Consider the following 25,050-nt stretch of genomic DNA (forward strand, 5'->3'; position numbering starts at 1 on the left):
GTGCATGACCTCTCGGACACGTGGCCGAGCCCCGCACCGTCTCGTGTCGAACTAGACATTCTTGTTCTTTCACATTTTGACAAAGATCACATCAGCGGCCTACCCGCCCTCCTCTCACGATACAAATTTAAACGTATATTTATGCCGCATCTTCCAAGGCTGGTCCGTTTGGTAGCCATCCTTCAGAGTCTGTCCGACGAGTCATTCGAACGATCTGCGRAGCTCATCGAGTTAGCTGACGATCCAATCCAGTTTTTTCGCGCGAGAGGTGGCGAGACGTCAGAGCTCATATTCGTCGAACCTGCCAAAGAGGAACCGCCAGATCAGGACGAAATCATTAATCGAAATCCGGAAAGGCCATTCGGAGACATGCGCTCGCAAGATTATCCAGAACTTACAAATCAACGCTTCGGAGCTGGTGTTTTTCATACGACGGTCTATCTTATTTCGAGCGGGACTCCAGTCACGTACGCTAACGCGTGGGAGTTGATTCCGTATATCGACCGCGATGCCTCGGCCACGCTTGCGTTTAACTATGTCGATCATGCGGACCTCGCAAGCGCTTTAAGTGACATCCGAAAGGCCGCGGAAAATCATTCGCTTGCCGAAAACAGCGAACTGAAAGCTAGAGCGGCGGTTATCGACGCCGAAAACGCGCTTTCCGCGAGTAGATCCCATGCCGAAAAGGGTTTGCGGACACGGACTGACAACGCCTGGTCAATCGAAAGGAAGGCGCTGGCAAACGCCGTTAAGTCAGCCGAGGCGTCGTCCAAACTGGCAAAAAAAGAAATCGGCGTAAGGAAAGAGCAGATCCAGGCCGCGATCGAGAAGCTAAAGTCCGATGTATACGAAAAAATGGCCGCGGCGAAAGCAGCCAAGAAGAGTCAGATGGCTCCTAAAACATCCATCAAAGCATCGAAGACGGCCCATTCCGATCGCGGAAAATTAAATGCAAAGGAAAAAAACGCGATCTCGCTCATGATCTATATGGGAGCAATTTGCCCGCGAGTCAGCCTCGTCCAAGCGAATGTTGCAGTCCAAATCCTATGCGATGAAGACATTCTAGAAGGACGATCAGGGCAGGCAGCCAATGGAAACGGAATCTTACTCACCGGAGACGCAAATCTAAAGGGAGCACCGGCGGTCGACGCCCTTGTACGTCATATCAAGCGCTTTCGTGTCAACTCACTCGGAGTCTTTCAGGTACYGCATCACGGATCAACCTATAACTCCGACACACACACGGCTCAAGAGCTTGCGGCCCCCTTCAATGCGTTCAACGCCAATCCCTTCGGCAAGCACCAACATCCAGACCTTGACGTGATCACGCTTTTTTCAAATCACACACCGGCGCACGCGTTGACCGCCGCACCGCTTGCGATTTTAGCGAATGCCCGTCCATTCGTGGCCACGATTGTTAGCGCCGACAGAGCGGCCTCCGCAGAGTTTATCGAAAATTTTCCATATCGCTACCGTACGGAATGGTCACTCGATTAAGCACGCTCGATCGATCACTGCACTGCCATGCTGCTCAAACAGGGAAGCCGATTGCATGAAAAGGTTGCTCCACGCCATCGCCCCGGCGATCATGTTCCTCATCGCTACGCTCCATACCGACGCCGTGCGCAGCTCTGGCATGCCGTCGCTGTCACATCGTTTACTGCAGGCGCCTGTGCCGACAGACCCTATCCAGGCACTGGCAGTGGCATCGGCGCTCAAACAGGAGCACGACATGGATGCCGACTTTGGCTTGCGAAAGTACGTCCGGTTTCGCAATCTTGAACTTTTACTCGGACATCACGTTCCTGCCCAGAAGGTCTTGGATGCCTCACGCGGCCCCTGGTCACGCGACGAAGCCTGGTTCAAGGCGATGCATCAATTCCTCGTCGACAGCCTGGTGGTCGATGCGACGCGCAAGGACCTCCCTGACGCTGCCTGGAACGTTTCGCCAGAAGCCACATCGCGCGTCACCATCGCTCCCGGGCTATGGGGCGATGCGGCTGGTGGTGTCGGCGGTCGGTCCTTTCGTGATATCTGGCTCGCGATAACCGTTAATAACCGTCTGGAGATTCCACTCGACGTCTCCCTGGACGTTATGGTCGCGGGTGATTCGCTGTCGTGTGGGTCGCTCAAGATCGCTCCGCACTCGAGCGTGCCGGCGCTTTGCAAGAGTGTTGTCGTACGTGACTCTACGCTGGCAGTGGAAACACTGCTGGGCTTCAAGGAAGGCGCCGACATAACCACGAATATCGGAGCAACGGTGAGTGGGGGATCACCCTTGCGACACGTCGCCATCTTCAAGCCAGCGGCGCCTCCAACACCGGAAGAAACCGCCGCCATCGATAACGCTGCGGCGGCGCTGGTCGCCAGCACCACCTGCGAAGAGTCACGCACATGCCAGCCGACCCTGGTCGACTGGGCAACCAGCAACTCAGGCGTTAGTTTTGTTGCTGTCATCGGAGCCATGGCCATCTGCGTATTCTTGCGCTGGCGGGCGTGGAATGACGGCTGTGCCGTGGGTTGGCCGATGGCCTACTTTTTCGGCTATCTGGCGTTTCTCGGCCTCACTGTCGTTATCTACATGCTTGAGCCCAGCCATTCGTCGTCGTCCCAAGACCCCTATGGAGGGCTACTTTTCAACCTGGCGAAATTCGTTGCGGGTCTCCCGCTGTCCCTCGCGGGTGCGGAGCAAGGGCCTCCCAATGCGGGATTTTCCAAAGACAACTCGCCGATCTATATCGTGGCAATTTTCGTCAATCTGCTCTTTCTGGGTTTCATGACCTTCGCCGCTAACAACAAGCCGGTCGAGCGTGATGAGCGAGGACTTGGTTAGGCACCTGCCCGCTGGTCTTCTGGGCGTTTTCGCCTGAGAGAGCTACTCCAGATTCAGCATCAGGAAATAGCCGGGACGGGCTGCTGCCGATCCCGGCCCCTCGATGCACACGTGGATATATGTTCTGACGAGCGACGGATGCCTGGCATGTTGTTACGGGCCGAATGAGCTTTTTTCGTAGAGTCTTGTGACAACATCCGCGCAACGCTCTCACGGCGCCCCTGGGCGCCAGACATTGACTTTACTGGGGGAACACCATGAATTGGACGAATGGGCCGCGGTTGGTATCGGTAAGCGCTTGCGCTCATGCCGGCGATCGCCAGCGACCGGCGCTCACTCAGTTCCTGGCCGATCAGATAGCGCACCAGCTCGCGCCGGTCCGGTGCGCTCACCATTTTTTTCGCATGGCTTCCTTGATGACCTCATTTTCCAAAAGCTGCTCGGCCAGCAGCTTCTTTAGGCGCCCGTTCTCCGACTCCAGATCCTTCAGTCGCTTAGCCTCGGGCACGCTCATGCCGCCGAACCTACTTCACCAAAGGTAGTACGAGGCCTCGCTGAAGCCGTGCTTGCGGCACAAGTGCTTGACCGGCAAGCCAGCCTCGGCTTCGCGCAGGAAGCCAATGATCTGCTCTTCGGTAAAACGCTTCTTCACGTCCAATCTCCTTCTCGTGGGGGATTGGACTCGAAACCGGGCCGCTACTCAAATCTGGGGGGACGTCGCACCCACCCTGGGTACCTGGGCGCTCCTTCCGGGCGGAGGGAGCACCTACGTATCGGCATTATGCGCCGGGACTTTATTCGTGGGGGCGGCTCAGCGCCTTGCCGGGCAACCGGAAGCCGTATCCTACTTTAGCTCCGGAAGAGCAATCCGCAGGGGTGTCTGCTGAATGCAGCTCGTGAAGCTTCTCCGGAAGTGGCGTCGCAATTGGCCGACCGCCGTGCCCAGCTCGGCCTGCTTGAGCGCGTAGGCCATCAGCTCCTCGGCAAGACGCGACTTCATCACGCGCTGACTCCTCGTTAGGTAACGGGGGCCCAGACGGCCGAGGCCTCTACTTTAGGATGAGCCAGTTATCAGGGGGTAAGTAATTTCCACCACAGGGAACTCGTACACTACTTTCCATCAGGGTCGGCAACCTCGACTGACGTAGCATCAATTAGTTCGAGACCAAGATCGCGACACGCGGCGAGACGAATAACAGCACCTCTTCCGCTGGCGTCGCTTCGAACGATTCCTGTCACCTTCACACGGCGGCCGTCGAGCAGCGAAGCCTTGCCCGAGAGCACGTCGTAGTTCATCAACGAAATGCATTTACGGGTCTCCCAACGTTCATGGTCGTTCCAGCTTGCCCAAAGGTTCTGGTCCTCACCACGGAGAGTAATCCACGCGTTGAGCGTGACTCGCTTCCCGTTGTACAGGTTGGGGTGCGCGATAACATCTTCCATACGAGTGATCGCCCCCTGACTTTCAACGGCAGGGATGGAGCACGAAAACAATAATAGTGACGCTGTCAGTAGTGAAACCTGTGCTCGCATCGTCAATTCTCCGGGCTCGAAAAGTCAGGACCAAGTTGCTGCTTGTCCAAACTTTTTTGAAGCGCATCCGATTCATGTACCGACATACGACCCTCCAACATCTGGAACTGAAGTCTGCCATTCACCAATTCCGTCACGCCAACTCGTCCCTCGCTCACTACGCCGTTCGGAAGACCCTGTGCGAGGGGCCGAGCGTCTGCAGGGCTGACTACTCCGTCGGAACGTCCGTCAATATGACCGTGTATGACAGCAACAGCATCCTCCGGCTTTGCTGCTGTTGCGGAGTCGGTTGTCCGACTACTCGAGGTAGTAGCGTCGGTTGACGCTATGGCGCCGAGTTCTCCTTTGGCGTCCCGCTTGATGAAACCGATTTTCTCTTTCGTTTCTTTTGCACTAACACTCACCGTACCCATGCCCGATACCATGGCGGCACGAACCGTCGGCGAAGCTTGAACTGTCTCTCCAGCCGACCGGCTAGCGTTGTAGGTGTCAGATTGAATGCAGACAAACTTGCTTTGACCAGGGCAAGAGGAGCGTCCATCAAGATCAATGTTCGTTATTGGGTTGTCGTTGGCGTAGCTGTAGCGATTGAATCCGTGAGAATCGCCAGCCTTGAGCATAACGGGATCACGACTGAGGAAGCGACCCGCCGCGGGATCGTAGTATCTCGCCTGCATGTAGACGAGCTCTGAGTCCGGGTCGTTCACGTGACCCGAATAGCCTGGTCCGATCTCTGGAAAGCCGATCACCTGACTGCCGTAGGGCCTGTAGTCGGCGTTGCTGATGATATTGCCGGCCGCATCAGCCTTAGCTAGAACCGTCCCTTGGGGACTGGTGTAGTAATAGGTCACCGTTGCCGCAGCGGATGCCGCCTGGGCAAATGCGAGGGTGAAACCAATAACTGCCAGGAAGACATCAATACGACGCGACGCGCTGCGCAAAGGCCAACCTGATTCCTTGGCACCGATGGAGCGAGGCCTGGTCCGCTCCAAAATTTGCTTCATCATGGTAGTAGCCTGACTTTGGATTGTTTGGCTGGATTGGGCCTTGCATCGCCCTTTGGGTCCCAATGGGCGGCACAAGATGAGCGTGTTCATACATTCCTTCCCATCTCGCGCTCGCCACCGGACACACGGCAGTCGCTAATCGCGCCGCCGGACCATCCGACGACGCGAGGCGAACACATCAAGGGTTCGCCGTGACAGAAGGACTCCACCCAGAGCAACCCGACGCGTTGCATGCACGAACGACGTAGACGAGGCGAGAACCGGACGTCTGCAGGTTGCTGTAGAACAAATCCGTTCCGCTAGAGACCAAGACGTTGTTTTCCGTAAGCTCGTAGCGCGTCGAATAGGGCTGCGCAGCCCAGTCGACCCTCACCGTTCGCTTTTGCGTATTGACGACGTGGACGGTCGCAGTCGGACGCGGCGGCGTCGGCGGAATGTTCGACACGGTGACTGCAACCTGATTGCTCCAGTTCGTGCATGCCGATGCGTTGCAGCCCTGGACAAGGTAGTAGTACGTCCCGTTTTCCCGTCCTGCTGTAGACCAGGATTGTGATGCCGAGTACTGGACTGCCGTCCAACCTGCACCGTTGATGTTCTCGAGCAGGTTGTAGACCGTTGCCCCTGGAGAGGCCGACCAGTTGAGGCCGTAAGCGCCATTGGTGCTCGTCCCACCGCCGTTGAGGGTCGGGGGCGTGGTGGGCGGCAGCAGAACGGACACGGGCGCACTTGTCGTGTACCCACTACAGCCGTTTGCATTGCAGGCCCGCACCCGGTAATACCACCCGGCTGACACACCCTCGTTAATCGTGGCAGACGTTGCCCCGCCAACGTACACCTCGGTCCAGGCACCGGTGTAGGTGTGCTCGAGACGGTAGAGGGTCGCATAAGGCGCCACCGGCCAGCTGACAGGCACGGCGCCCGTCGAAGTCCCGGGCACTGTGACGCCGGACGGAGCTGGCGGAATGTGCGCGACGGTGACGGTGTTTGACGCCGTCGGGTCCCCGCAACCAATGGCATTGCAACCCCGCGCACGGAACACGTAGGTCCCGTCGGCGGGGTTGCTGACGTTCGTCGCCCTCGCCGTTCCGGTGTAAGCGGCAGTCCATGTTGCACTGCCGTTGTATTGCTGCTCGAGCTTGTAGCTCGTGGTGTTGGCCGTCGCAGACCAGTTCACGGAAATGGTCGCAAGGTCCCCCGACAGTGCCGCACTTGTCGACGCAGGCGGCACCGGCGCCCGAACGGACGCTGGCATGTTGAACGTCCCGGACCCGGTGAGCTGGGCATCTGCGCCACCGGTGATGGAAATGCCATTCACATACAGGGGCTTTCCGGCATGTGCGATGCGGTCCGCCTCAGCAAATGTGATATTGAAACGGTACGCACTGCCCGTCGAGCGGCATTGCGACTGTAGGGCCGCCTCACTGGCCAGGTTGGCGTGGTACACGCCCACAACTGTTCCGGTCCCCGCTGGGCCGCCGGCGTAAAGGCGGACGTCTAGCGACGTCGGCAAACCGGTCGAGCACGCCCATCCGCCGAGCGACGCGCTCGCCCCGGCGACAAACTGGTCGATGGCGCCGATAACGACCGAATTGGTCGCTTTGGAGCTCGCGATGAGCTTCTTGCCGAGATAGACGTAGTTCGTACCATTGGTCGATCCGTTGTCGTACTCGAACATCAGCTGACCAGCGCTGTTGTAGGCGTAGTAGGTCGTGGCCGAGGGGGTTTTCTTCTCGACGCGACGTCCAGCGGCGTCGTACAGATAAGTCCCGCCGTTCGCTGCGGTGGCCACAAGCCGGTTTGCGTCGTCGAATGTCAGCGTTTTGGCGTCCTTGACGACGGTATTGCCGCGAGCGTCATAGGTGAATGCGTGAACCTGTCCGGACGCGTTGCTGATTGACGTGAGGAGGTTGGAATCGTTGTACGTATACGTGTTAACGCCACTGCTGTTGACGATGCTGCGAATGTTGTTGAGCGTGTCGTAGGTGTACGTTTCGCTGCCCCAGAGATTGTCGGCGGTTGCCGAAGTCAGGCGATTGAGACCGTCGTAGGTCATCACCTTCCTGCGTTGCCCGTTTCCTGCGACGTCATTGATTTCGGCAACATTGCCGGCGGGGTCGTAGACGAAGTCCTCGCTAACGTTGAGGACCCCACCCTTGGCGTAAGTAAAGTTGCTGGGTAATTTGCGATCGTTTTTCTCCGCCGAGTACACGGCACCATTGCCGAGGTTGAAAGATGCCACGTCACCGTCGGGGAAATAGGCGATTGACGTTGCGTAATTTTCCACCGACGTCGGGCGGCCCATCGCATCGGGGTGGTACTGCAGGATGTCCCCGTTCGGATAGTGCACCTTGCTCAAGGCACCGTTCCCGTCGTACTCATACCCAAGTGCCCAGTTCCACCCGTCGACGGCGAGCACCTCTGCAGTGAGCACGCCCAGCTTGCTGTGACCGAACGTCCAGTTCACCTTGTCGCCAACCGTCGAACCCGACGGATTCCCCAGGGCATCGTAGGAGAACGTACTGGCCGGGGTGCCCATCGGGTAGGTGACCGATGTCAGGCGGTTCATCGCGTCGTAGCCGCGCACGGTTTTGGCGGCCTCGGTCACCTGGTCCCTACCACAGCCTGCGTCGTTGAATGACGCACCGGAGACACTCCAGACCAGATTGTCGGCGGCGTCGTAGTCCATGATCTGACTGCCGGACTCCGGCTCGAACGACCGGCACAGACGCTTGTCGTCATCGTAGGTCATCGTCTTCGATATCGTCTTGCCAGCGTCAGCCTGGCTAATCGACCTCGGATTGCCCAGGGTATCGCGGCTGATGGTTTGCTCGACACCCTCTTCGCCCACGACGCGGGTCACGCTCTCATAGGACGGTTGATCAAAGGCTTGTCCCCACACCGAGGTCTTCTTGCCGCGAGGATCCGTCGTTCGTTTCTCACCCCCCGGCAGGTACTCGGTCGCGGTATACAGGTCGCCAAGCTCGGAGTGCTGGAAGGACTGGCTCGGACGACCCAGTGCGTCATAACGGTCGGCGACACCAAAATCCATTGCGGCCAGTGCGGGCAGCGTGCCATCGCCGTTGCGCGGATACGCGTACGAACGGAATGTCTTTCGTCCCTTCCAGTCGTAGTCGGTCCGCGTGCTTGCCGACGGCGTCCCATCGGTGCCGTACGTGTCATCAATCACCGGCCGAAGCATGGCGTCGAAAGCGGTCAGTTGGACCTTGGCACCCTGGACGACCGAGCGCTGCCAGTGCGCACCGGGCAATCCACGGGTGGCGTCGCCGCCAAAGGCGTAGCTGAAGGTCTTCGTGTTCCAGGGAATCGAATCGTCCGCCGGATAAGTGATGCTGGCGACGCGACCGATGGCGTCGTAGCCGTAGGTCGTCGTCGCGCCCACCTGGTTGGTGATGGAGGCAATCTGACCGAAGTCGTCAACCTGCAGGCTCTGCGTCGTCACCACCGGGGCTGCAGGAAAGGTGATGGTCTGGGGAATGCCCCGCTTGTAGTTCGAAAGCGCGGTGGTGTGGCCATTGCCGTCCGTGAAAGTCGCAAGCTCGCCCTGCCCGTCGAACGTGTAGTCAACGACTTTCCGTCCAAACTTGTAGCGCTGCGAAAGCGTGAGATTGGTCAGCTCATAGACGTTTCGGCTGACGACAACCCCTTCAGTCAGGTTTTCAGCCTGCAGGGGTATGCCCAATACCCAGCGTGCGAAGAAAGCCGGGGCGTAGTCCGGAGAGTCTTCCTGAAAGGTTGTCTTCTCAGTGACAGCGTATCCCAAGGAGCTGCTGCGCTGGATTTGAGTCGGCCTTGCAAACGCGTTGAACGCGGTCGCATTCCAGGTATAGGTGTCATTCTCGGACGTGACGACCTGAGTGCCTACCGGAAAGCGCTGCCGGTACTGCGCCTTGTTGACCCGGGTGGACGGGGGAAAGCCCCAGTACTGTGGGTACGCCGCCGCACGAACGTCTTTGCTCGTGCCGTCCAGGTTCTTTTCGGGATTTACGTAATGGTATTCAGTGAGGCGACGACGGGTAGTGCTGTCTGCGGCCCCATCAAAAACCTCTTCCGACTGAAGCAGGCTCTCGGACCAGTCGTAGACGTTACTGAAGGTGCTGCGCTCGGCATGCAGGTCAGGATACGTCACCGTCGTCGAGACCGTGTTGGGGCATCCACTGGTGCAGTTGATAGACCAGCTCTCGTTGGACGGCGAGTAGGCATAGTTCCAGGTTTGCGGCTGCGCCGGTGTGGCAACGCCTGCGCCATAGACCTGCTTTTGGGTAATGCCCATGCCGTAGGACGCATTTGGAATCAGGGCGTGGGTGCCCGGCCCGCTGGGACTCGGGGATGTGTTCGTCCCGGCGGCACACACGCGACTCACGTTCGAGCGGCCGCGCTTGAGAGGTGTGACAACGAATGTTCCCGTCAAGCCGGAGGGGTGGGTGATGCTGCCTGTATACGACACACCCATATTTCCCGGTGTCCCGACGGCGTCACAGGTGCCTGCCGACACGCTCATGTCGACCCACGCGTGCAGGCCAAGGTCGCCAAGACTGAACGCCCAAGCCGACCCGTCGGGTTGTGTCACGGAAGTCAGCGTGTCGAGTGCGCCCTGCTTCGTGTATCCATATGTCCAGGTTCGCGTTCCGGCCGCCCCGCCCTGCACGGTGACGCCATGGACGCGCGGCGTTCCGGCGTCATAGGCAATGGTGACATGCCGACCGTCGCTCGCGGAGATGTCGGTTACCAGGTCCCCGTTGTAAGCGTAGGTGATCCAATTGCCAAACCGGTCCTCGACCCGAGTGACAAGCATGCGCCCTTCCCGTCGCAGCAACAGATCGCCGTCGAGTGCCATGGGCTTGAACGTGCCATCGGTCTTCGCCGCCCGGTCCCCCGGACCCGCGTCGAGGGGGCGTGTGATGTTTGGCATGTAGCGATAAGACAGGTGGTCCAGCCAATACTTCGTCCCGTCCGGGCCAACTGCCAGAAAGCCTTCGGTCGTTGGGTCATTGCTTGCCTGGGGGAGGCAGCCGACCGCCCAGTCTTGCTTGGTCACAATCGGGTAGGCCAGTCCACCGACTCCGGGCGTAGCGGTGTTCTCCGCCGACCGTTGCAGCAGCTCCTGGCTTCCTTCACCGGGAATGTGGAGCTGATAGCCGGTCCACCAGGATGCCGGCTCCCAGTCCGCGCGTGCGGAATCCCCACCTGGCGCGGCCACGCTCGGAGGCGCGCGAAAATTGCTGCAGATGGTCTTGGGATTGGTGGAGGCGACAAGCCAACCCTGCACGTTGTTTTGGTTGGCGGTGGTCGTGGTGATGAGGGGGAGCTCAATGTCCCAGTCGCCGAAGGCGCGGTCCTGCAAATCGGGTCTGTCGTCCATGCTGTGGAGAAGGAACTCCCGACCGACAGTGATGGTTGGCCCGGTACCGGTGACGGTGACGTCAACCTGGCGGAAGGAAAGGCTGCCGTCATAAAGGCCGATGCGCTCACCGAAGGGGTTGTCACCCAGGGGCTGGATGTCCTGAGACACCTGGATGAGTTTTTTGTACTCATCCTCGGGCTGCGCGCTGCTTTGCGCCAACACGGGCCCAGACACTGACGCCAACGCAGTGGCAATCAATAGAGCCTTGGAAATACTTACACCACGCCGCACACGACCGAAGGCCGTGTCTTGCATCGTCAACATCATTCCCTTGTCCCCTGTAAACCCGGCCTCTTAGGCCATTGAGTGGTGTTTCCGAGGCCTTCTTTCGGTGCAAGCGTCCAGACCGATGCTGCGACGCGCACCGACGCGTCGCGCATCTGTCCCTCTTTAACGAAATGTCAGACCATCGTAGAAGCCGCGTCGCTCACAGCACTGGAGGCGCTGGATGTGCCGTCTTCGGTCTTTCCGGCATGRCAGCATCGGCTGCCTTGACGCTCAACACTGCGTCGGCAACCGGCGCGCCTTGCAAGTCAAAATCGGCTGTCCAGCCCTTTCCCGACTCAATGGTCAGATTCCCACCTTTTCGCATGGCGGCGTATAGACCGTTCTTCCCGGCGACGCTCTGGGGCGAAAGGACCCGCTTGCCCCCGACACACACAACCTTGAACGAAAACCAGGTGCCCCCGACCTTGTACCGGTCGATTCTGCCGGTGTCCTCACATGCTCCCTGCAAATTGTCGCTCGCCAATCCGTACGCTGGCCTTGTCGAACCTTTCTCGGTCCAGCCGGCGAGTTGTATCCGACCACCACTTCGCGGGGCCAGGACCATCAGTCCGCCAAGCGGTGTCCACCTAGACGAAGCAGGGTCATCAGCGTGGTCGCCCATCACCTTGTCGAGATTGGCAAACGCATCGCTCAGGACTTTGGGAGGAGATGGATTCTGAGCCATTGCTTGTGGCAAAGAGGTAGCCAAAGTGGTGACCAAACCAAGTACCCAAATGAGTCTCCGGCGCGTCATTTGCATTGACGCCGCTTGCAGAGCTCGTCAGCCGCCTTCTGTCCCATGAAGTGCACGGCATTGCTCATGTCATCAGGCGACATGCCCGGCTGCCACAGGTGCCAGGCAGAGATGTTCCGCACGCTTTCATTGAACAAGCCCTGTGTATTGAACGCATGCTTCTCGCTCAATTCCACGTCCGACCGATAATGCAAATCGAAAATTCGACTACTCTGGTCATAGAGGTGCTGTCCCTCGTGCACGACTGCCGCCGCAAACTCGAGACCACTGTCGTATCCCGGCCCGCTCGGTCCGATGACTTCGTCTATCCTCGCCATGTCGAAGTTGACGGTGGACGTCTTGTCGTCGTTGAAAGTGGTAACAGCAGGGTTCGCCGAGGAATTGGAAGTAATGGATACGCCGTTTCTTTCATTCTTGGCGCCGTACGCGCTAAGGACATGAACCAGAGCGCCCTTGGTACGGTCTGTGGTCTGTTTCGCAGCGGCAGCACTGCGAATTTCCTGCAGCGCTTTCTCGACCTTGTCACAGACATCATCTGAGGCCGTGCATGTATACAGACCAGTCGAATCTCTCATGGCGACTGGATTGTTCGATGCATACGAGTACTGATTCATCTCCGTCGCCTGAGGGTCAGTACTCAGGAAGCGGCCGGTGTCGGGGTCGTAATACCGCGCCATCATGTAAACGAGCGCATCATCGGCATCGGAAAAAGAGCCGTGGTATGACGGTCCGTTCGGGCTCGCACCCAGCGATGGCGATCCGTATGGCCGATAGTCGCTGGTCGCCACGACCGCGCCCGCTGCATCAGCGGTGGCGAGGACCGTGCCTTGGAGATCGGAGTAGTAGTAGGTGACCGTCGAACCCGCGAACGCGTTGCTGACGCTGGCCACTTGCAGAAGTCCGAACACGAGACCCATCCTTGCGGACGGGCCGAGCACAGGCTGGCACCGAGAGCCGCCTGTCATCCAACTAAACATTCCTTTGCCCCTGTTCCGGCTCCCCAGCCGGATCGCAAAAACCTACGCTAGCCGCAAATTCATGTCAACGGACGGCATAGAGGGTCTGCTTCGATTGCCGAAAACGCATACAGCGTCGGGCCGCCAGCCATCTGCTTCCGCGTGTCCCCGGTCGACTCGCGCCTCATGTCGCCAATGCGCGCCACGGCATCCATCGCTCGTGCATAGTCTTCGGGACCCAACATCTGCGCCCGACCGCCGTTCAACGAATGGGCAGTCGGCCGGCAATCTCCGTCGCGTAGCCGACAGATCCCCAGGCCGCACGTGACCCCACCACGTACAGTGAGTTCTTCGCCCTCGACACCATCACGTTGAGGATGTTCGGCGTGCCGGCTGCCCATCGTCTTGCGCCTTGCTGTGCGGCCTTTGGCGCCCCGAGTACGGCGATGACTGCCTCGGCCTCCTTGCCCTGGAAGGTGTGGATTGTGCCGACACGATCGCTGAGCCATTCGCGCAAGTCCGAAATACCAAGCTGGACGAATAGCTCTGGCTCCTGCTCGAGGCGCCTGCGCAACTCCGTGGCGACGATCCGGAAGGGTGTGATGATGTATAGGCTCGGCTTCCGAATGCCGGAAGTGGCTAGCTTCCTCAGCAGCGTCACAACCACTTCGCCGTCTTGAGGACACCACTTCGATTCGGCGTCGCCGTCGACGTTGAACCAGCACGATGGGCCCAGCATTTGGGCAATTAGCCCGGCAACGGCACTCCCAGCCGCGTGAACCATCTGTCCGTCATAGGCAATCTGGTTCGACATGCCAAACATCGGTTCTTGACAGCGACGATGGACGAGCAAGGGGATCCCAACCTCCCTGACAGCCACATCCGCACCGAACTCAGCTTGATAGCGAGAGCTGGCATCAGCCACCGTCTGCACCGAGGCATCCGGCGCCAGCCAGCGATCGGGATCGACATTGAAGTGCCGAGCCACCTCCACTACAAGCCGCTGAGGCAATGAGACCACAGGCGGGATCTGCAGCGGATCGCCGACGACGATCGAGCGCTTGGTACGCATGATTGCGCCGACCGCTGACTGGGGCGTCGCCTGGCCGGCCTCGTCGATCAGAAGCCATCCCAGACTCGCCGGCGGGAGATCACCCAGCATGCGAGCCACTGACGCAAACGTGGTCGAAAATACAGGCACTACCAGAAAGGCAGTCGACCAGAGATCGCCAAGCAAAACACGTTTTGCCTCATCTTTAAATACACCCGCTTGCATCGCATTCATCAGCACACCGAGGTTATGCGAGACGCGTTGCGCAGCCGCGCCGATGAAGGCGCGATGCACGTCCATGGCGGCTTCGAAGAGCTGCTCGCGCTTACGGTGTATTACATCCGTAACCCAGGGGGCCGTCAGATTCCATGCTTCGTGACTTTGGTCGAAGAACCCCTCATCGACCAGTCGATTTCCCAAGAGGTCGCGGTGCCCCGCTATAGCTCGCTCCAACTGCTCGACCGCTAGTCTTCGAGTGGTCGCAAGAACTTCCGCCGAGGCGAGGCCGGCTTCGGACTTGCTGACAACGTTTCGTAGAACGGACTGACGCTTAACGGCTTGTGCCAGTGTGCGGTCCGACTCTCGCCATAGGGCCTCGATGGGGGCGTAGTCAGCCTGCCACCGGCGGAACGCCTTAGTCTGGAAGAGGCGCGAGAGCCAACCCGGCTTTGCCAGGCGTGAGCGTTGCGCCCGCCCGGACGCAACCTCGCTGTCAGAAATCGCTCGCGCAACCGTGGCGTCTGCTTCAGCGAGCGCGGCCCGATCTGTTACCAGCACCGACCGAGCCTGTACCCACGATACGTCTGCCTGTTCGTGTGCATGACGCGCAGGCGATAGCTGCAAACACGTATGACGTACCGACTCCAGCTTCTGGAGCTCCGCCTCCACCTCGACCTTGATCGCCCTAAACGCTGCTCGAGCCTTCGTCCACTGCGCCTTAGCCCGCTCGGGGGACGGGGGCATTTCCTCAACGACGACCGAGGGCGTCTCGCGCCGAATGACGCGCCCCTCTTCGTCCTTTATCTCCCGAAGCACCGAGTCACCCTTGGCCGCCTTCAGGTAGAGCCGCAGACTTCGATCGTTGTCGAACCAAACGGCCTGCTGGAATGCGCTTCGATTGGTCGCGTTACCTAGCACCGCGGCGATCAATCCCCAGGTGTCTTCACCGGGGGACAGCGTTCCATCTGCCTCTTTCTTGGATAGAAGCCGGTCCGAGACCGATTTGAAATAACGAATGTCGCTACCCACGGCCGACGCAGCGGGCAGTTCCTTGCTAACGTTCTCAACGGCCTTGTTATTGCTCGAAGCGACCAGTACCTCGTGTCCCTTCAGCGTGTCATCAATGCGATAGAGGTGCAGGACCGCGTTTCCGCCGGCCGATATCTTTTGCCCTGAGGCGACGAACGCAGTCTGCGGGTCTTCAAATGCGACCATGGCGGCGGCGCGGTCCAGGACACACGCCGCAACAATGTCTCGCAATAAGGTGGTCTTACCCGTGCCCGGCGGGCCGTTCACCGCGACAATGCCTGCGTTTGCGCCCGACAACTCCGACCTTGCGGCGTTGACCGCAGCCTGCTGTAGCGTCACCAGTGGATGTCCACCTGGAGCCGGCCAACGAGCGAGAGGGAATTTTGACGGCGCAATCAGGGTTTCAATGATCGCGGGCTTCTTAAGCAGGTTAGTGCTGTGCTCAACGCCTTCCTTTCCGATGTAGCGCGCCAGTGCCTTCCCAGCACCGTTCCTCTCCATTAGTGAGGCGGCTCGAGAGAGGTCGGAGAGGAAGAACGAGTTCAGGAGATCGACTTCGGGCGGCCCCTTTGCCTTGATGGAATGAAATACGCGGATCGCAAAACTCGGCGCCTCGAAGAGACCATCAGGCAACGAGAGCGAATCCAGAAGCCACTGAAAGGCCGAGCGGATCGTGGCGTCAGTCAGCGGCAAGAGCTTTCCATCCTGGTCGCGCGTCGTCAGCACCTTGGTCAGGCCGACGACTAGGTCGCGCTCAACGGTGTCCCAAGATCCCAGGCTGGCCAACTTGCCCGATAGAGCAATGGGCAGAGCCCAAGCAAAGCTTGAGATGGCTACGCCATTTTCTTCGAGGAGGAGCCCATGCCGATCAACGAGGACGGCAGCAATGGACGCCTTCTCGCGTTCACGCGAGGATCGCTCCTCGTCGATACCAAAAACACGGCTCAGTTCGGACGTCGCCCGATCCGCTGGAATGGATCCCAGGATGAGCTGATAGTAGAGCTGATAGCCTGGACGCGAACGCTCCTGCCGTATCCACGGAAGCCCCTTCTCCAGACCGACGACCCGGCTGGCGTCGCCGCCCGACAGGTCTGCCGGCTTCCGGTACGTTTGGGGAGAAAGCGTCTCCAGGGCAATCCAGCTTGCGATAATCGCAGGCGGGGCATTGCGCGTTCCCGTATACGACAGCTGCTCCTTGTTCACCTGCGGCATGGGTCGGCGCGGGGGTGACACCGGGGCATCGACTTGCGGCGTGCTGGCGATATCGTAGTCTTCCATGGCTTTCTCCACTTCCGAGCGCAGGGCTGCCGCGCGATCGGTGTGCCTATGTTTCAATTCGTAAAGAAGGGCCTGGGCGAGGTGTCGATCGCCTAGCTTTGAGTGATAGAGCGACTCTAATTTGTCGATACGCCAGGTGAAGTATGGGCGAGCATCCATTTGCGTTTACCTGCGTCTCGTCCGTAATGCTGAGATGCCGCGGTCACGACAAATGCGAATAAAGGTTCGGAACGCATTGCGAATCACAGCAGCATGGCCGAGCAAACCGGAAATAACGGCGGCCTGCGAGGATACCCTCTCCGCCCTTCCCCGATTCCTTTGAAGCCGTATATATACGTCGGCAGGAAGCGACGTTTCTGTATGGCTTATGCGACACAACAAGAGCGTCCAGCGAGCACTCTTGCCGAAAATGCACATTCTTGAATCTAGGGTGCCTGCGACGTCCCCCCCAAATTTGAGTAGTGCCCCGGTTTCGAGTTCAATCCCCCACGAGAAGGAGATTGGACGTGAAGAAGCGCTTTTCCGAAGAACAGATCATTGGCTTCCTGCGTGAGGTCGAGGCCGGCATACCGGTCAAGGACTTGTGCCGCAAGCACGGCTTCAGCGAGGCCTCGTACTACCTGTGGCGGAGCAASTTCGGTGGCATGAGCGTGCCGGAGGCCAAGCGGCTGAAGGACCTKGAGACTGAGAACGGCCGGCTGAAGAAGCTGCTGGCCGAACAGCTTCTGGAAAACGAGGTCATCAAGGATGCCCTACGAAAAAAATGGTGAGCGCACCGGACCGGCGTGAGCTGGTGCGCTATCTAGTCGGCCGAGAGTTGAGCGAGCGCCGTTCGCTGGCGATTGCCSGCATAAGCGCAAGCGCCTACCGCTACGAGCCGCGCCCCGACCGCAACGTCGAACTCCGCGAGATGATCGGCGCGCTGGCGAATCGCCACAAACGCTATGGCGTGGGCATGATTTATCTGAAGCTTCGCYAGGCCGGACACGCCGTGAATTACAAGCGGGTCGAGCGCCTGTACCAGGAGGCCAGCCTCCAGGTGCGGCGGCGCAAACRAAAGAAAGTSTCGCCGGCGGAAAGGCAGCCGCTGCTTCGCCCGGCGACTGCGAACGAGGTCTGGTCGATTGATTTCGTGTTTGACCGCACCGCCGAGGGSCGCGTCATYAAATGCCTGACGRTCGTCGACGATGCGACGCATGAGGCTGTTGCCATAGAAATCGAGCGAGCCATCTCGGGCATCGGCGTGACGCGCGTCATGGATCGCCTAGCCGTCACGCGCGGCCTACCGAGGGTAATTCGTAGCGATAACGGAAAGGAGTTCTGTGGCAAGGCCAWGGTCGCTTGGGCTCACGACCGTGGCGTGCAACTGAGGCTTATCGAGCCCGGCAAGCCGAACCAGAACGCCTACATCGAATCGTTCAACGGACGGCTGCGCGATGAATGCCTCAACGAGCACTGGTTTCCCAGCCTTCTGCACGCACGCACCGAAATCGAAAACTGGCGCCGGGAATACAACGAGGAGCGACCGAAAAAAGCACTGGGCGGGCTGACGCCCGCCGCCTACGCAAAACAGTTACAGTAATTCCGGACTCAAGATCGGACCGCTACTGAAGGCGAGGGGACGTCGGATGGACACCGAGTATGGCGCGTCCTGCCACACAGCTTGACCTCAGTACAATGGCCGCATTACCCGGGCCGCCTTGCTGGCTTGGCGGCGCACTTACCGAAAATGCCCATATCGCTAGCGCGGATGCGACGTGATCTCGATACTTCCATACAGGTTAGCCCTGAAGTTCAGCTTCGCGTCTGCCGCATACTCGATGTCCAGGTGATTTTCGTCCGGCCATTTGAGGGAAACCTGAATACTTGAGGCTGCTGCGGAAGGATTTTCCAGCACCAGAATATGTACTGGCTCACCTTCAGCGTCTACGCGGACGATATCGACCGAAGTAAAGACCCCCGCATTTCCTGGACCACTATATTGGGTCGTCTCCGCAACTGCGACGTTACTCCCATCTGGTGACCTGAGTTTGGCCTGCCAAATGACCGCGGAGTCCTTGCCGCAGCCAACGCACAGAAGTCCCATCAGAACCGGAGCCAGTCGAATTGATGTTGCCAACGCGGTGCGAAACGTTGAATCGCCTTTCATCGGACGGTACATAGATTTCCGACCTTTTGATCGTGGAAGCCGCGAATTATGTTATCCACATTGGATTCCGGAATGTGCGGATATAGCTTACTCATCGCTATATTAGGCTTGTAAGAAGATTTAGCCTCTCCATATGCATCTGCCGAACTTAGTATTTCAGGCAAAGTCCATCCTGCAGCACTAAGGTATACCCCGTATACATAGTTGGCATACTCGTGCGACCCGCCGTATCGAACTTGCGCATCCAAGGGGCCGCCGCGCCTGAAATCATAGAGAGTAGTTAGATTGTAGCCCGTACCGCCGGCGCTTCCCAATGAGCCAGGACTATAAGGATTAGGAGCGTAAGTGACGTTGCTAACTGTTTGCCCACGTCGCTCGTACTCCTGAGGCGGGGGAGCCGTACCCGAGGGAGAACATGTGTCTCCCGGGCATAATCCCAGAGGATCTGCGTACGCAATCGGATTGGCGCCCGTATACAGGTATGTGTTGACGCCCGCCCGAAGGCCAGTCGGATCGCTTTGCAGGTATCGGCCCGTAGCTGCGTCAAAGCTACGATAGACGTTGTATTCAAGCCCTGCTTCCCCGTCGGCGTACTGTCCCAGCAACCGTAGATTGAGGGCGTAACCGGATGGCGACACCGGGCCGTTCTCACCAAAAGGGTTCAGTGCGTAGGGCCAGTTCCAAACGACCGCGCCCGTGCGGGACGTGACTACGCGCGGGGCGCCGAGTGGGTCCGCCGCGACATACGCGACCGACTCCGCCGGCCCCGCATCGACCACCGCCACGAGCACGCCACCGATGGCGACATAGTCCCGTTCCGTCGCCCCACCAAGCTCAGAGAGCAGTTGGCTGCCCTCCCCATAGACGAAACGAGTCGAAACCGTGCCGGCGGCCTTCAGGACCCGTTCCCCATTGGCGTTGTAAGCGTATTCACCAACCGTCGTTCCGTTCTCCTGAACCACAGTCATGCGATTGCGTCCATCGTAACCGTATCCCCACGCGTTCCCGGCAAATGCATTCCCCGTGGTGTTGCCACTTGCATCGTAAGTGCGCGAGGCCGTGCCGATGGAGGTCAACCAATGCGTGCCTGCCTGGTAGGTATAGGTCCCGCTGGCCAGGCCCGGACCGGTCTTTCTCGTGCGGTCGCCGGTCTGGTTGTAGGTGTACGCCTCAACAGCATTCCCGCTCGCATCATTGACCGACGTCAAACGGTACAGCGGGTCATAGCCGTAGCTTGCCGACCCGCCACTCGCCTCACTGACTCCGGTGATGTTGCCCATGACATCCCGACTGAAGTGCAATTCGAGAGCTGGGGACACGATGTCGGTCACCGCGTAGTTCGAATCGTACGTCCGGGTAACGCTTTGGCCGTTGCCGAGCGTGTACGACAATACGGGACCGAAGGGGAGCCAGGCGATGGCAGTGGCCACAGCCTGCTCAGTGCCGCCCACTGGCGTCACCCAGACGTCATTGACCTGCCCCAGAGCGTCGTGACCGTAGCGCACCACGGCCCCGCTCGGGCGGGTTTCGGTCAACACCCGGTCGGCGAGGGTGTAGCTGTAGGCAACCGTGTCGGTGGCCGCGCCCTGGAGCTGTTTTTTCTGAAGAACATTCCCGCGCGGGTCATAGCAGTAGGTGGTCGTGACCGCGTTTTCAACAATCCGGGTCAACCGTCCGACGGGGGATGACGCAGCGCAACCGGTGACCGCATTGGCCTCGTCGTAGTGGTAGGCGACATTCAACGTTGCGTCACTGTAGGACGCCGACAGTGGCCGGTTCAAGGCGTCGTATGTGTAGGTCGTGACCACGCCCCGGGCATCCGCCTGGGTCAACCGGTTTCCAGCCGCGTCCACTGTAAACGTGGTCGTGCCGGTATCGGGGCTGTGGATACCCGTGAGATCCCCGAGCCCGTTGTGGTCATAGACGGTGCTGAGGCTCGATGGGTCGCTGACCGCTTCAAGGTTGTCGCTTGCGTCATAGGTCGACGCCGTCTGCGTGTTGGCGGTTGCCGTGTTGGACCCGTTGTAGTCGTCGATGGTGCTGACCAGCCGGTTGAGCGCGTCGTAGCCAAGCTTTCGCTGGACGCCCTTGGCGTCAGCACTGTGATTTGGATGTCCCTCGGCGTCGTAACCGTCGGCGGTGTCAAACGCGAGCATCGATCCGAAGACGGGAAAACCCGGGGAGCTAGCAAGTTTCAACCGCTATGCTTACGCCAACCGAAATCCCGTGTCACGAATTGACTCAGACGGAAAGGCCGCCCAGCTTTTTTGGACGGCAACGAACGCGGTGACGTATACCGTTCCATACATTATCGGCGAGACAGGTGGTGCCCACGCAAATATGTCTTCTGCTCAAATCAACGCGGCCATCAGTCAGAGGTTCTCTAGGACCGTTGAGATAAATGGCACTGCGGTTGCGGTCACTGCCCAGGCAGTTGAGGTGTCTGGAGCAAGTTCCATGGCCACTGGACAAACCAACTTTCTCGAGTTCGTTACAGACACGCAGGGTGTCACACGAACAGGTCGCGCTGAGACGAACATGATTGGCGGCGACCACGTAAAAATTGCGAGCACGGGTCGTTACGCAGCAACACCGGATAGCGTCGCGCATGAACTCGCGGGGCATGTAGGCGGACCAGGTGACCAATATGCCACCGGCATAGACAAGAACGGGAATGAGCTGAAGCAAGATGCGCCGGGCGCCTCAGGTGTAATGTATAACCTTAACGGACCCGCGAATGATCAGACAATGCGCGAGATACTCACAGCACCCACCAATACGAACACCTGTGCCCCAGGTGTCAAGGCGGCCACGGGAGGATGTTAATGAGGAAGCAATTCAAAGTCTTCTTCGCGGTCGCCACTATCGCGAATTGCGTGCTTACCGGACCAGTTGTGCTTGGTGCCACCGCTCAGCACGCTGCTGCTTCAGCGGCGTCGGTCCCTTTTTCCTGCGAGATAAGACAGCGCGCCTGGTGCATCCAAACCGGCAGTGTCGAGATCACTGACCGCGAACGCATGCGAGGCGACGATCCTCCTGGAAGCGCGTGGGTGCTCAGGGACATGAATTACCCTACCTCGATTCTTGTTGTTTTCGAGCCATCCGGCTGCCGCAATGGTTTCGCGGATACGGTGGAAGCAGTCTCGTACGAGCGCAATGTCCATTGGGATGCAAAGTCCTGGGAGCAGATGACCGTTCGGCTAAGGTCGGATGGAACTTGCGACTTGAAGTTATTGTTGCAGCCATATCGCGGTGACTCCAGTGAGTGGGCGTTTTCTACCGGGACCCTTCTACTTGCCGCATGCAAGGATGAGATGTGCACTCCTAACGGCCCGACACCAGCGGACGTCACCCGGAAATATCGTGACGAATACATGAGTCTTGCTACGAGGTCGCCATGAGAGTGGGGCGTTTGAACGCTGATGGAGCGACATCCATGCTCCTGCGAGCCAAATGACAACGCAGTCCGTTCGCGCACCTATGAACCTCAAACCGATGGGCAGCACCGAGGAAGCGGAGCGTTGGACCCGGATTGCGATGTTCGTCCGGATCGCGTGCACCGCTGTTCAGCGTGATGGAAAAGACGTTCTCGTCATACGCCTGGTGTTCGTATGCAACTCATCATACGCACGCCACCAGCGCAGGGCGAGGTCGCGCGCGACGCCAAGCTCGCGGGTTGAGAGGGACTTCTTGACGATGCTGCGCCCGAGGACACCTGCGAGCATCACAGGAATGCGCTGGCGGTAATGCCAGACACCGGAAGGCGCTTTCTGGAGGTAGTGCGGGATGCGCATCGGAAGACCTTTGTGTCCCGATTTGTGTCCCGACGCGGATTTTTCTGAAATCACCCAAGTGATTGATTTTCAATCAGAAAAACTAGCTTGGCGGAGAGAGTGTCCGTTACATGTGAATCATCGCAGTTCACAGTCGGTCATCGTTACTAACGCAATATCACTGTATTTAAAGGCTATATCGTCCATTTTCATATGGAAATGGCGTCCTGACTTGAGGTAGCATCGCCACACCAAACGTGGAAAGGAATGTGGAAAGATGCGAGCAATTCACCGGCTAAGTGCTGCATTCGTCGAGAGCGCCAAGCGCGGTCGCGCGAAGCCTGGAAAGCACCCCGATGGTGGAATGCTCTATCTGCGTGTCGGCCAGGCCGGCGCCGCTTCCTGGGTATTTCGGTTTCAGCGCGGAGGCGTTTGCCGCGAAGTCGGCCTAGGCTCTCTGAGCCTGGTGAACCTCACAGCCGCTCGGCAGAAGGCCGTCGAACTGAGGGCTGGGCTAGGTGCAGGCGTCGCGCCGCTGCCTGCACGGGTCCGCAGCCACGGAGCCGCGAAAGGGCTGACGTTCGCACAAGCTGCCGCCGCGCACATAAAGTCCCGTGAAGCCGAGTTCAAGAACGCGAAACACATTGCGCAGTGGGCGAGCACCCTGGAGCAGTACGCGTTCCCGACCATCGGTTCAGTGGACGTCAACGACATCGAGACTCCCCACATTCTGGCGGTTCTCAATCCGATATGGACGAAGGTTCCCGAAACCGCGAGTAGGGTTCGGGGTCGAATCGAAAGCGTGCTGGCATACGCGACCGCTGCCGGATATCGGGCCGCCGACAAACCGAACCCCGCGCGATGGAAAGGCCACCTGGCTGCAATGCTCGCGAAGCCCTCAAAGGTAAAACGCGTGGAGCACCACGCCGCCCTCCCCTATGCTGACTTGCCCGCTTTCATGAAGGCCCTACGTTCCGAAGTCGGCTTCGGGGCCGCTGCGCTGCAATTCGCCATCCTGACCGCGACACGCACAGGCGAAGTCATTGGCGCGCGCTTTATGGAAGTCGATTTCGAAGCCAAGGTGTGGACTATCCCGGCGGAGCGTATGAAGGCGGGGAAGGAGCACCGCGTCCCTCTGTCTGATGCTGCAATAGCCGTGCTCGACGACATGAGCGCCGCCGGCCGACATCCCAAGGCGTATATCTTTCCAGGAGCGCGAAGCGGACAGCCTTTATCGAACATGGCGCTGCTTGCGACGCTGAAGCGCATGAAACGCACGGACATCACAACGCACGGTTTTCGCTCAAGCTTCAGAGATTGGGCCGGAGAGGCCACCGCGCACCCGCGCGAGGTAATCGAGTTCGCGCTAGCGCACGGCCTAAAAAATAAGACCGAGGCCGCGTACCAGCGCGGCACCCTAATGGCGAAGCGCAAAGCTCTCATGGACGACTGGGGAAAGGTGTGCACGATGAAACCAAAGGCCATCGCCGCTTAAGCTTTATTCAGCCTCCCCGTCACGCACATTCACTATGGCTCATCGCATTTAATCCCGCAGCAGGGCATTCACGTCTGCGGTAGTTCCGCATTAGACCGAAGACGTCCAACATGGGCACACCAACCCGTGAGATTGCCCTAGTGACCAACACAGAAACCCCCAGGCTGATCCGAATTCGCCAGGTCATGGACGCCACGGCGATGAAGAAGTCCGCAATTTACGCGGCCATCGCTGCCGGCAACTTTCCGCGCCCCGTACCCATCGGCACTCGCATGGTCGCATGGAGCGAGGCCGAGGTTCATGCGTGGATTCGCGAACGCATCACCGCATCGCGAGGCGCCGCCGCCTGATGAGCGCCCATAAAAAACCCCTGCTTGCAGGCAGGGGCGATAACGCAAAGCTCTCGGCAGAGCGCACCCATTATACCCCGAACCCGCAGCCGCGTGTCACGCATCTCGACCTTCAGCTATGGTCAGCATTCGCGAGCGCGCGCACCCGATCTGCTGCCCTCGCCGCTGCATGGCGCATATGTCGCCGTTGCCCGTCCAGCGCGACATGGCGCGACCTCGCCTTACAACAGCGCATTGCCGGTCGATCCTTCCTCGATGAGCTAGAACTGCTGCGGTGTTGGCTCGACGCGCAGTACTGGACGCGACGAGCTGGTACGCATACATCGCCACGACGCAAACATGTCGTTCGGTGCTGGCGGAGGCTTGGGTGAGGTTCGCAGACTATGTAGTCCGCCGCTTCCCCGACCCACTCGACGTTCTAGACACCTACTTCGCAGACGCGCAGGCCGCCGCATCAAGCCTTGGCGCGTTGCTCGACGAAGTGCCGGTTCTAGACGGACAGCGCCGGTATCTCGCAGGCGTCGACGGCAAGCGCGACAAGCGCCATTTTTATCGCGCGTCTATCGAAACGGACGGCGACGGCACCGTGTGGCCGACGATCACATTCGGCACGTTCAAGCAGGGCGGCGCAACGACCTACTGGAAGCCGCGCGATCTGGCTTGGCAGGACTTCCGCGCTTCGAACGATGACACGCCACCGACCGAGGATCGTCGGGCCGAGTACGCGCGCCGTGCGGCCGAACTGCGCGAGCGCGCAGAGGCGGAGCGCGCTGCACGGGATGCAAAGGCTATCGCAGGCCACGCCGCAGCATCGCGCGCAGCGGTAGAAGCATGGGCGGGTGCCATGTCGTGCATCAGCCATGCGTACCTCACCCGTAAGGCCGTCCCTTCCTACGGCTTACGCGTCGCGACATTGGACGTTCGCGCTCGCCTG

The 25,050-nt window shown here is 59.3% G+C and carries 14 protein-coding genes and 1 pseudogene; 5 read left to right on the top strand and 10 right to left on the bottom strand.

Features of this window, described 5'->3' with window-relative positions:
• Both AC1DYM_RS20290 and AC1DYM_RS20295 read left to right on the top strand, forming a co-directional pair.
• Nucleotides 1-1,497, top strand: a 1,497-nt coding sequence (locus tag AC1DYM_RS20290; RefSeq protein ID WP_477341445.1) for a hypothetical protein, incomplete at its 5' end; no start/stop codon positions are given.
• Between the two features lie 55 nt (nt 1,498-1,552).
• A complete protein-coding gene (locus AC1DYM_RS20295; RefSeq protein WP_477341447.1) occupies nt 1,553-2,833 on the top strand; it encodes a hypothetical protein in 1,281 nt (426 codons plus the stop codon).
• 266 nt (nt 2,834-3,099) lie between these two features.
• Here the strand turns inward: AC1DYM_RS20295 and AC1DYM_RS20300 are convergent.
• The 7 genes and pseudogenes from AC1DYM_RS20300 to AC1DYM_RS20330 form a co-directional block, all read right to left on the bottom strand.
• A pseudogene (locus AC1DYM_RS20300) lies at nt 3,100-3,485 on the bottom strand (transposase); the annotation flags it as partial.
• Nucleotides 3,486-3,677: 192 nt separating this feature from the next.
• Entirely contained in the window at nt 3,678-3,836 is a 159-nt protein-coding gene (locus AC1DYM_RS20305; RefSeq protein WP_477341449.1) for a hypothetical protein, read from the bottom strand.
• Between the two features lie 107 nt (nt 3,837-3,943).
• Complete coding sequence (locus AC1DYM_RS20310) at nt 3,944-4,276, bottom strand: hypothetical protein (protein ID WP_477341450.1); 333 nt, start codon at nt 4,274-4,276, stop codon at nt 3,944-3,946.
• Between the two features lie 92 nt (nt 4,277-4,368).
• Complete coding sequence (locus AC1DYM_RS20315) at nt 4,369-5,373, bottom strand: RHS repeat domain-containing protein (protein WP_477341452.1); 1,005 nt, start codon at nt 5,371-5,373, stop codon at nt 4,369-4,371.
• A gap of 178 nt (nt 5,374-5,551) precedes the next feature.
• Nucleotides 5,552-11,050, bottom strand: a complete 5,499-nt coding sequence (locus AC1DYM_RS20320) for an RHS repeat domain-containing protein (protein ID WP_477341454.1) — start codon at nt 11,048-11,050, stop codon at nt 5,552-5,554.
• A 762-nt stretch (nt 11,051-11,812) separates the two neighbouring features.
• Entirely contained in the window at nt 11,813-12,724 is a 912-nt protein-coding gene (locus AC1DYM_RS20325; protein ID WP_477341456.1) for an RHS repeat-associated core domain-containing protein, read from the bottom strand.
• A gap of 310 nt (nt 12,725-13,034) precedes the next feature.
• On the bottom strand, nt 13,035-16,349 hold the full coding sequence (locus tag AC1DYM_RS20330; protein WP_477341457.1) for a DEAD/DEAH box helicase: 3,315 nt from the start codon (nt 16,347-16,349) through the stop codon (nt 13,035-13,037).
• Between the two features lie 506 nt (nt 16,350-16,855).
• Here AC1DYM_RS20330 and AC1DYM_RS20335 point away from each other — a divergent pair.
• A protein-coding gene (locus AC1DYM_RS20335; RefSeq protein ID WP_477341459.1) for an IS3 family transposase occupies nt 16,856-17,931 on the top strand; the annotation gives its coding sequence in 2 pieces (ribosomal slippage) (nt 16,856-17,114 and nt 17,114-17,931; 1,077 coding nt in all).
• Between the two features lie 159 nt (nt 17,932-18,090).
• Here the strand turns inward: AC1DYM_RS20335 and AC1DYM_RS20340 are convergent.
• The 3 genes from AC1DYM_RS20340 to AC1DYM_RS20350 form a co-directional block, all read right to left on the bottom strand.
• Nucleotides 18,091-18,510, bottom strand: a complete 420-nt coding sequence (locus tag AC1DYM_RS20340) for a hypothetical protein (protein WP_477341461.1) — start codon at nt 18,508-18,510, stop codon at nt 18,091-18,093.
• Nucleotides 18,495-20,654, bottom strand: a complete 2,160-nt coding sequence (locus AC1DYM_RS20345; protein ID WP_477341463.1) for an RHS repeat-associated core domain-containing protein — start codon at nt 20,652-20,654, stop codon at nt 18,495-18,497. The genes AC1DYM_RS20340 and AC1DYM_RS20345 overlap by 16 nt, the downstream gene beginning before the upstream one ends.
• 1,410 nt (nt 20,655-22,064) lie before the next feature.
• On the bottom strand, nt 22,065-22,292 hold the full coding sequence (locus AC1DYM_RS20350; RefSeq protein WP_477341465.1) for a DUF6538 domain-containing protein: 228 nt from the start codon (nt 22,290-22,292) through the stop codon (nt 22,065-22,067).
• Between the two features lie 256 nt (nt 22,293-22,548).
• On the opposite strand from AC1DYM_RS20350, the gene AC1DYM_RS20355 reads away from it, so the two are divergent.
• Nucleotides 22,549-23,766, top strand: coding sequence for a tyrosine-type recombinase/integrase (locus AC1DYM_RS20355; protein ID WP_477341467.1), 1,218 nt, complete (start codon nt 22,549-22,551; stop codon nt 23,764-23,766).
• 110 nt (nt 23,767-23,876) lie between these two features.
• Nucleotides 23,877-24,116, top strand: a complete 240-nt coding sequence (locus AC1DYM_RS20360; RefSeq protein ID WP_477341469.1) for a helix-turn-helix transcriptional regulator — start codon at nt 23,877-23,879, stop codon at nt 24,114-24,116.
• Nucleotides 24,117-25,050 lie beyond the last annotated feature (934 nt).

It is taken from the genome of Luteibacter sp. P1_D3, assembly GCF_056406135.1.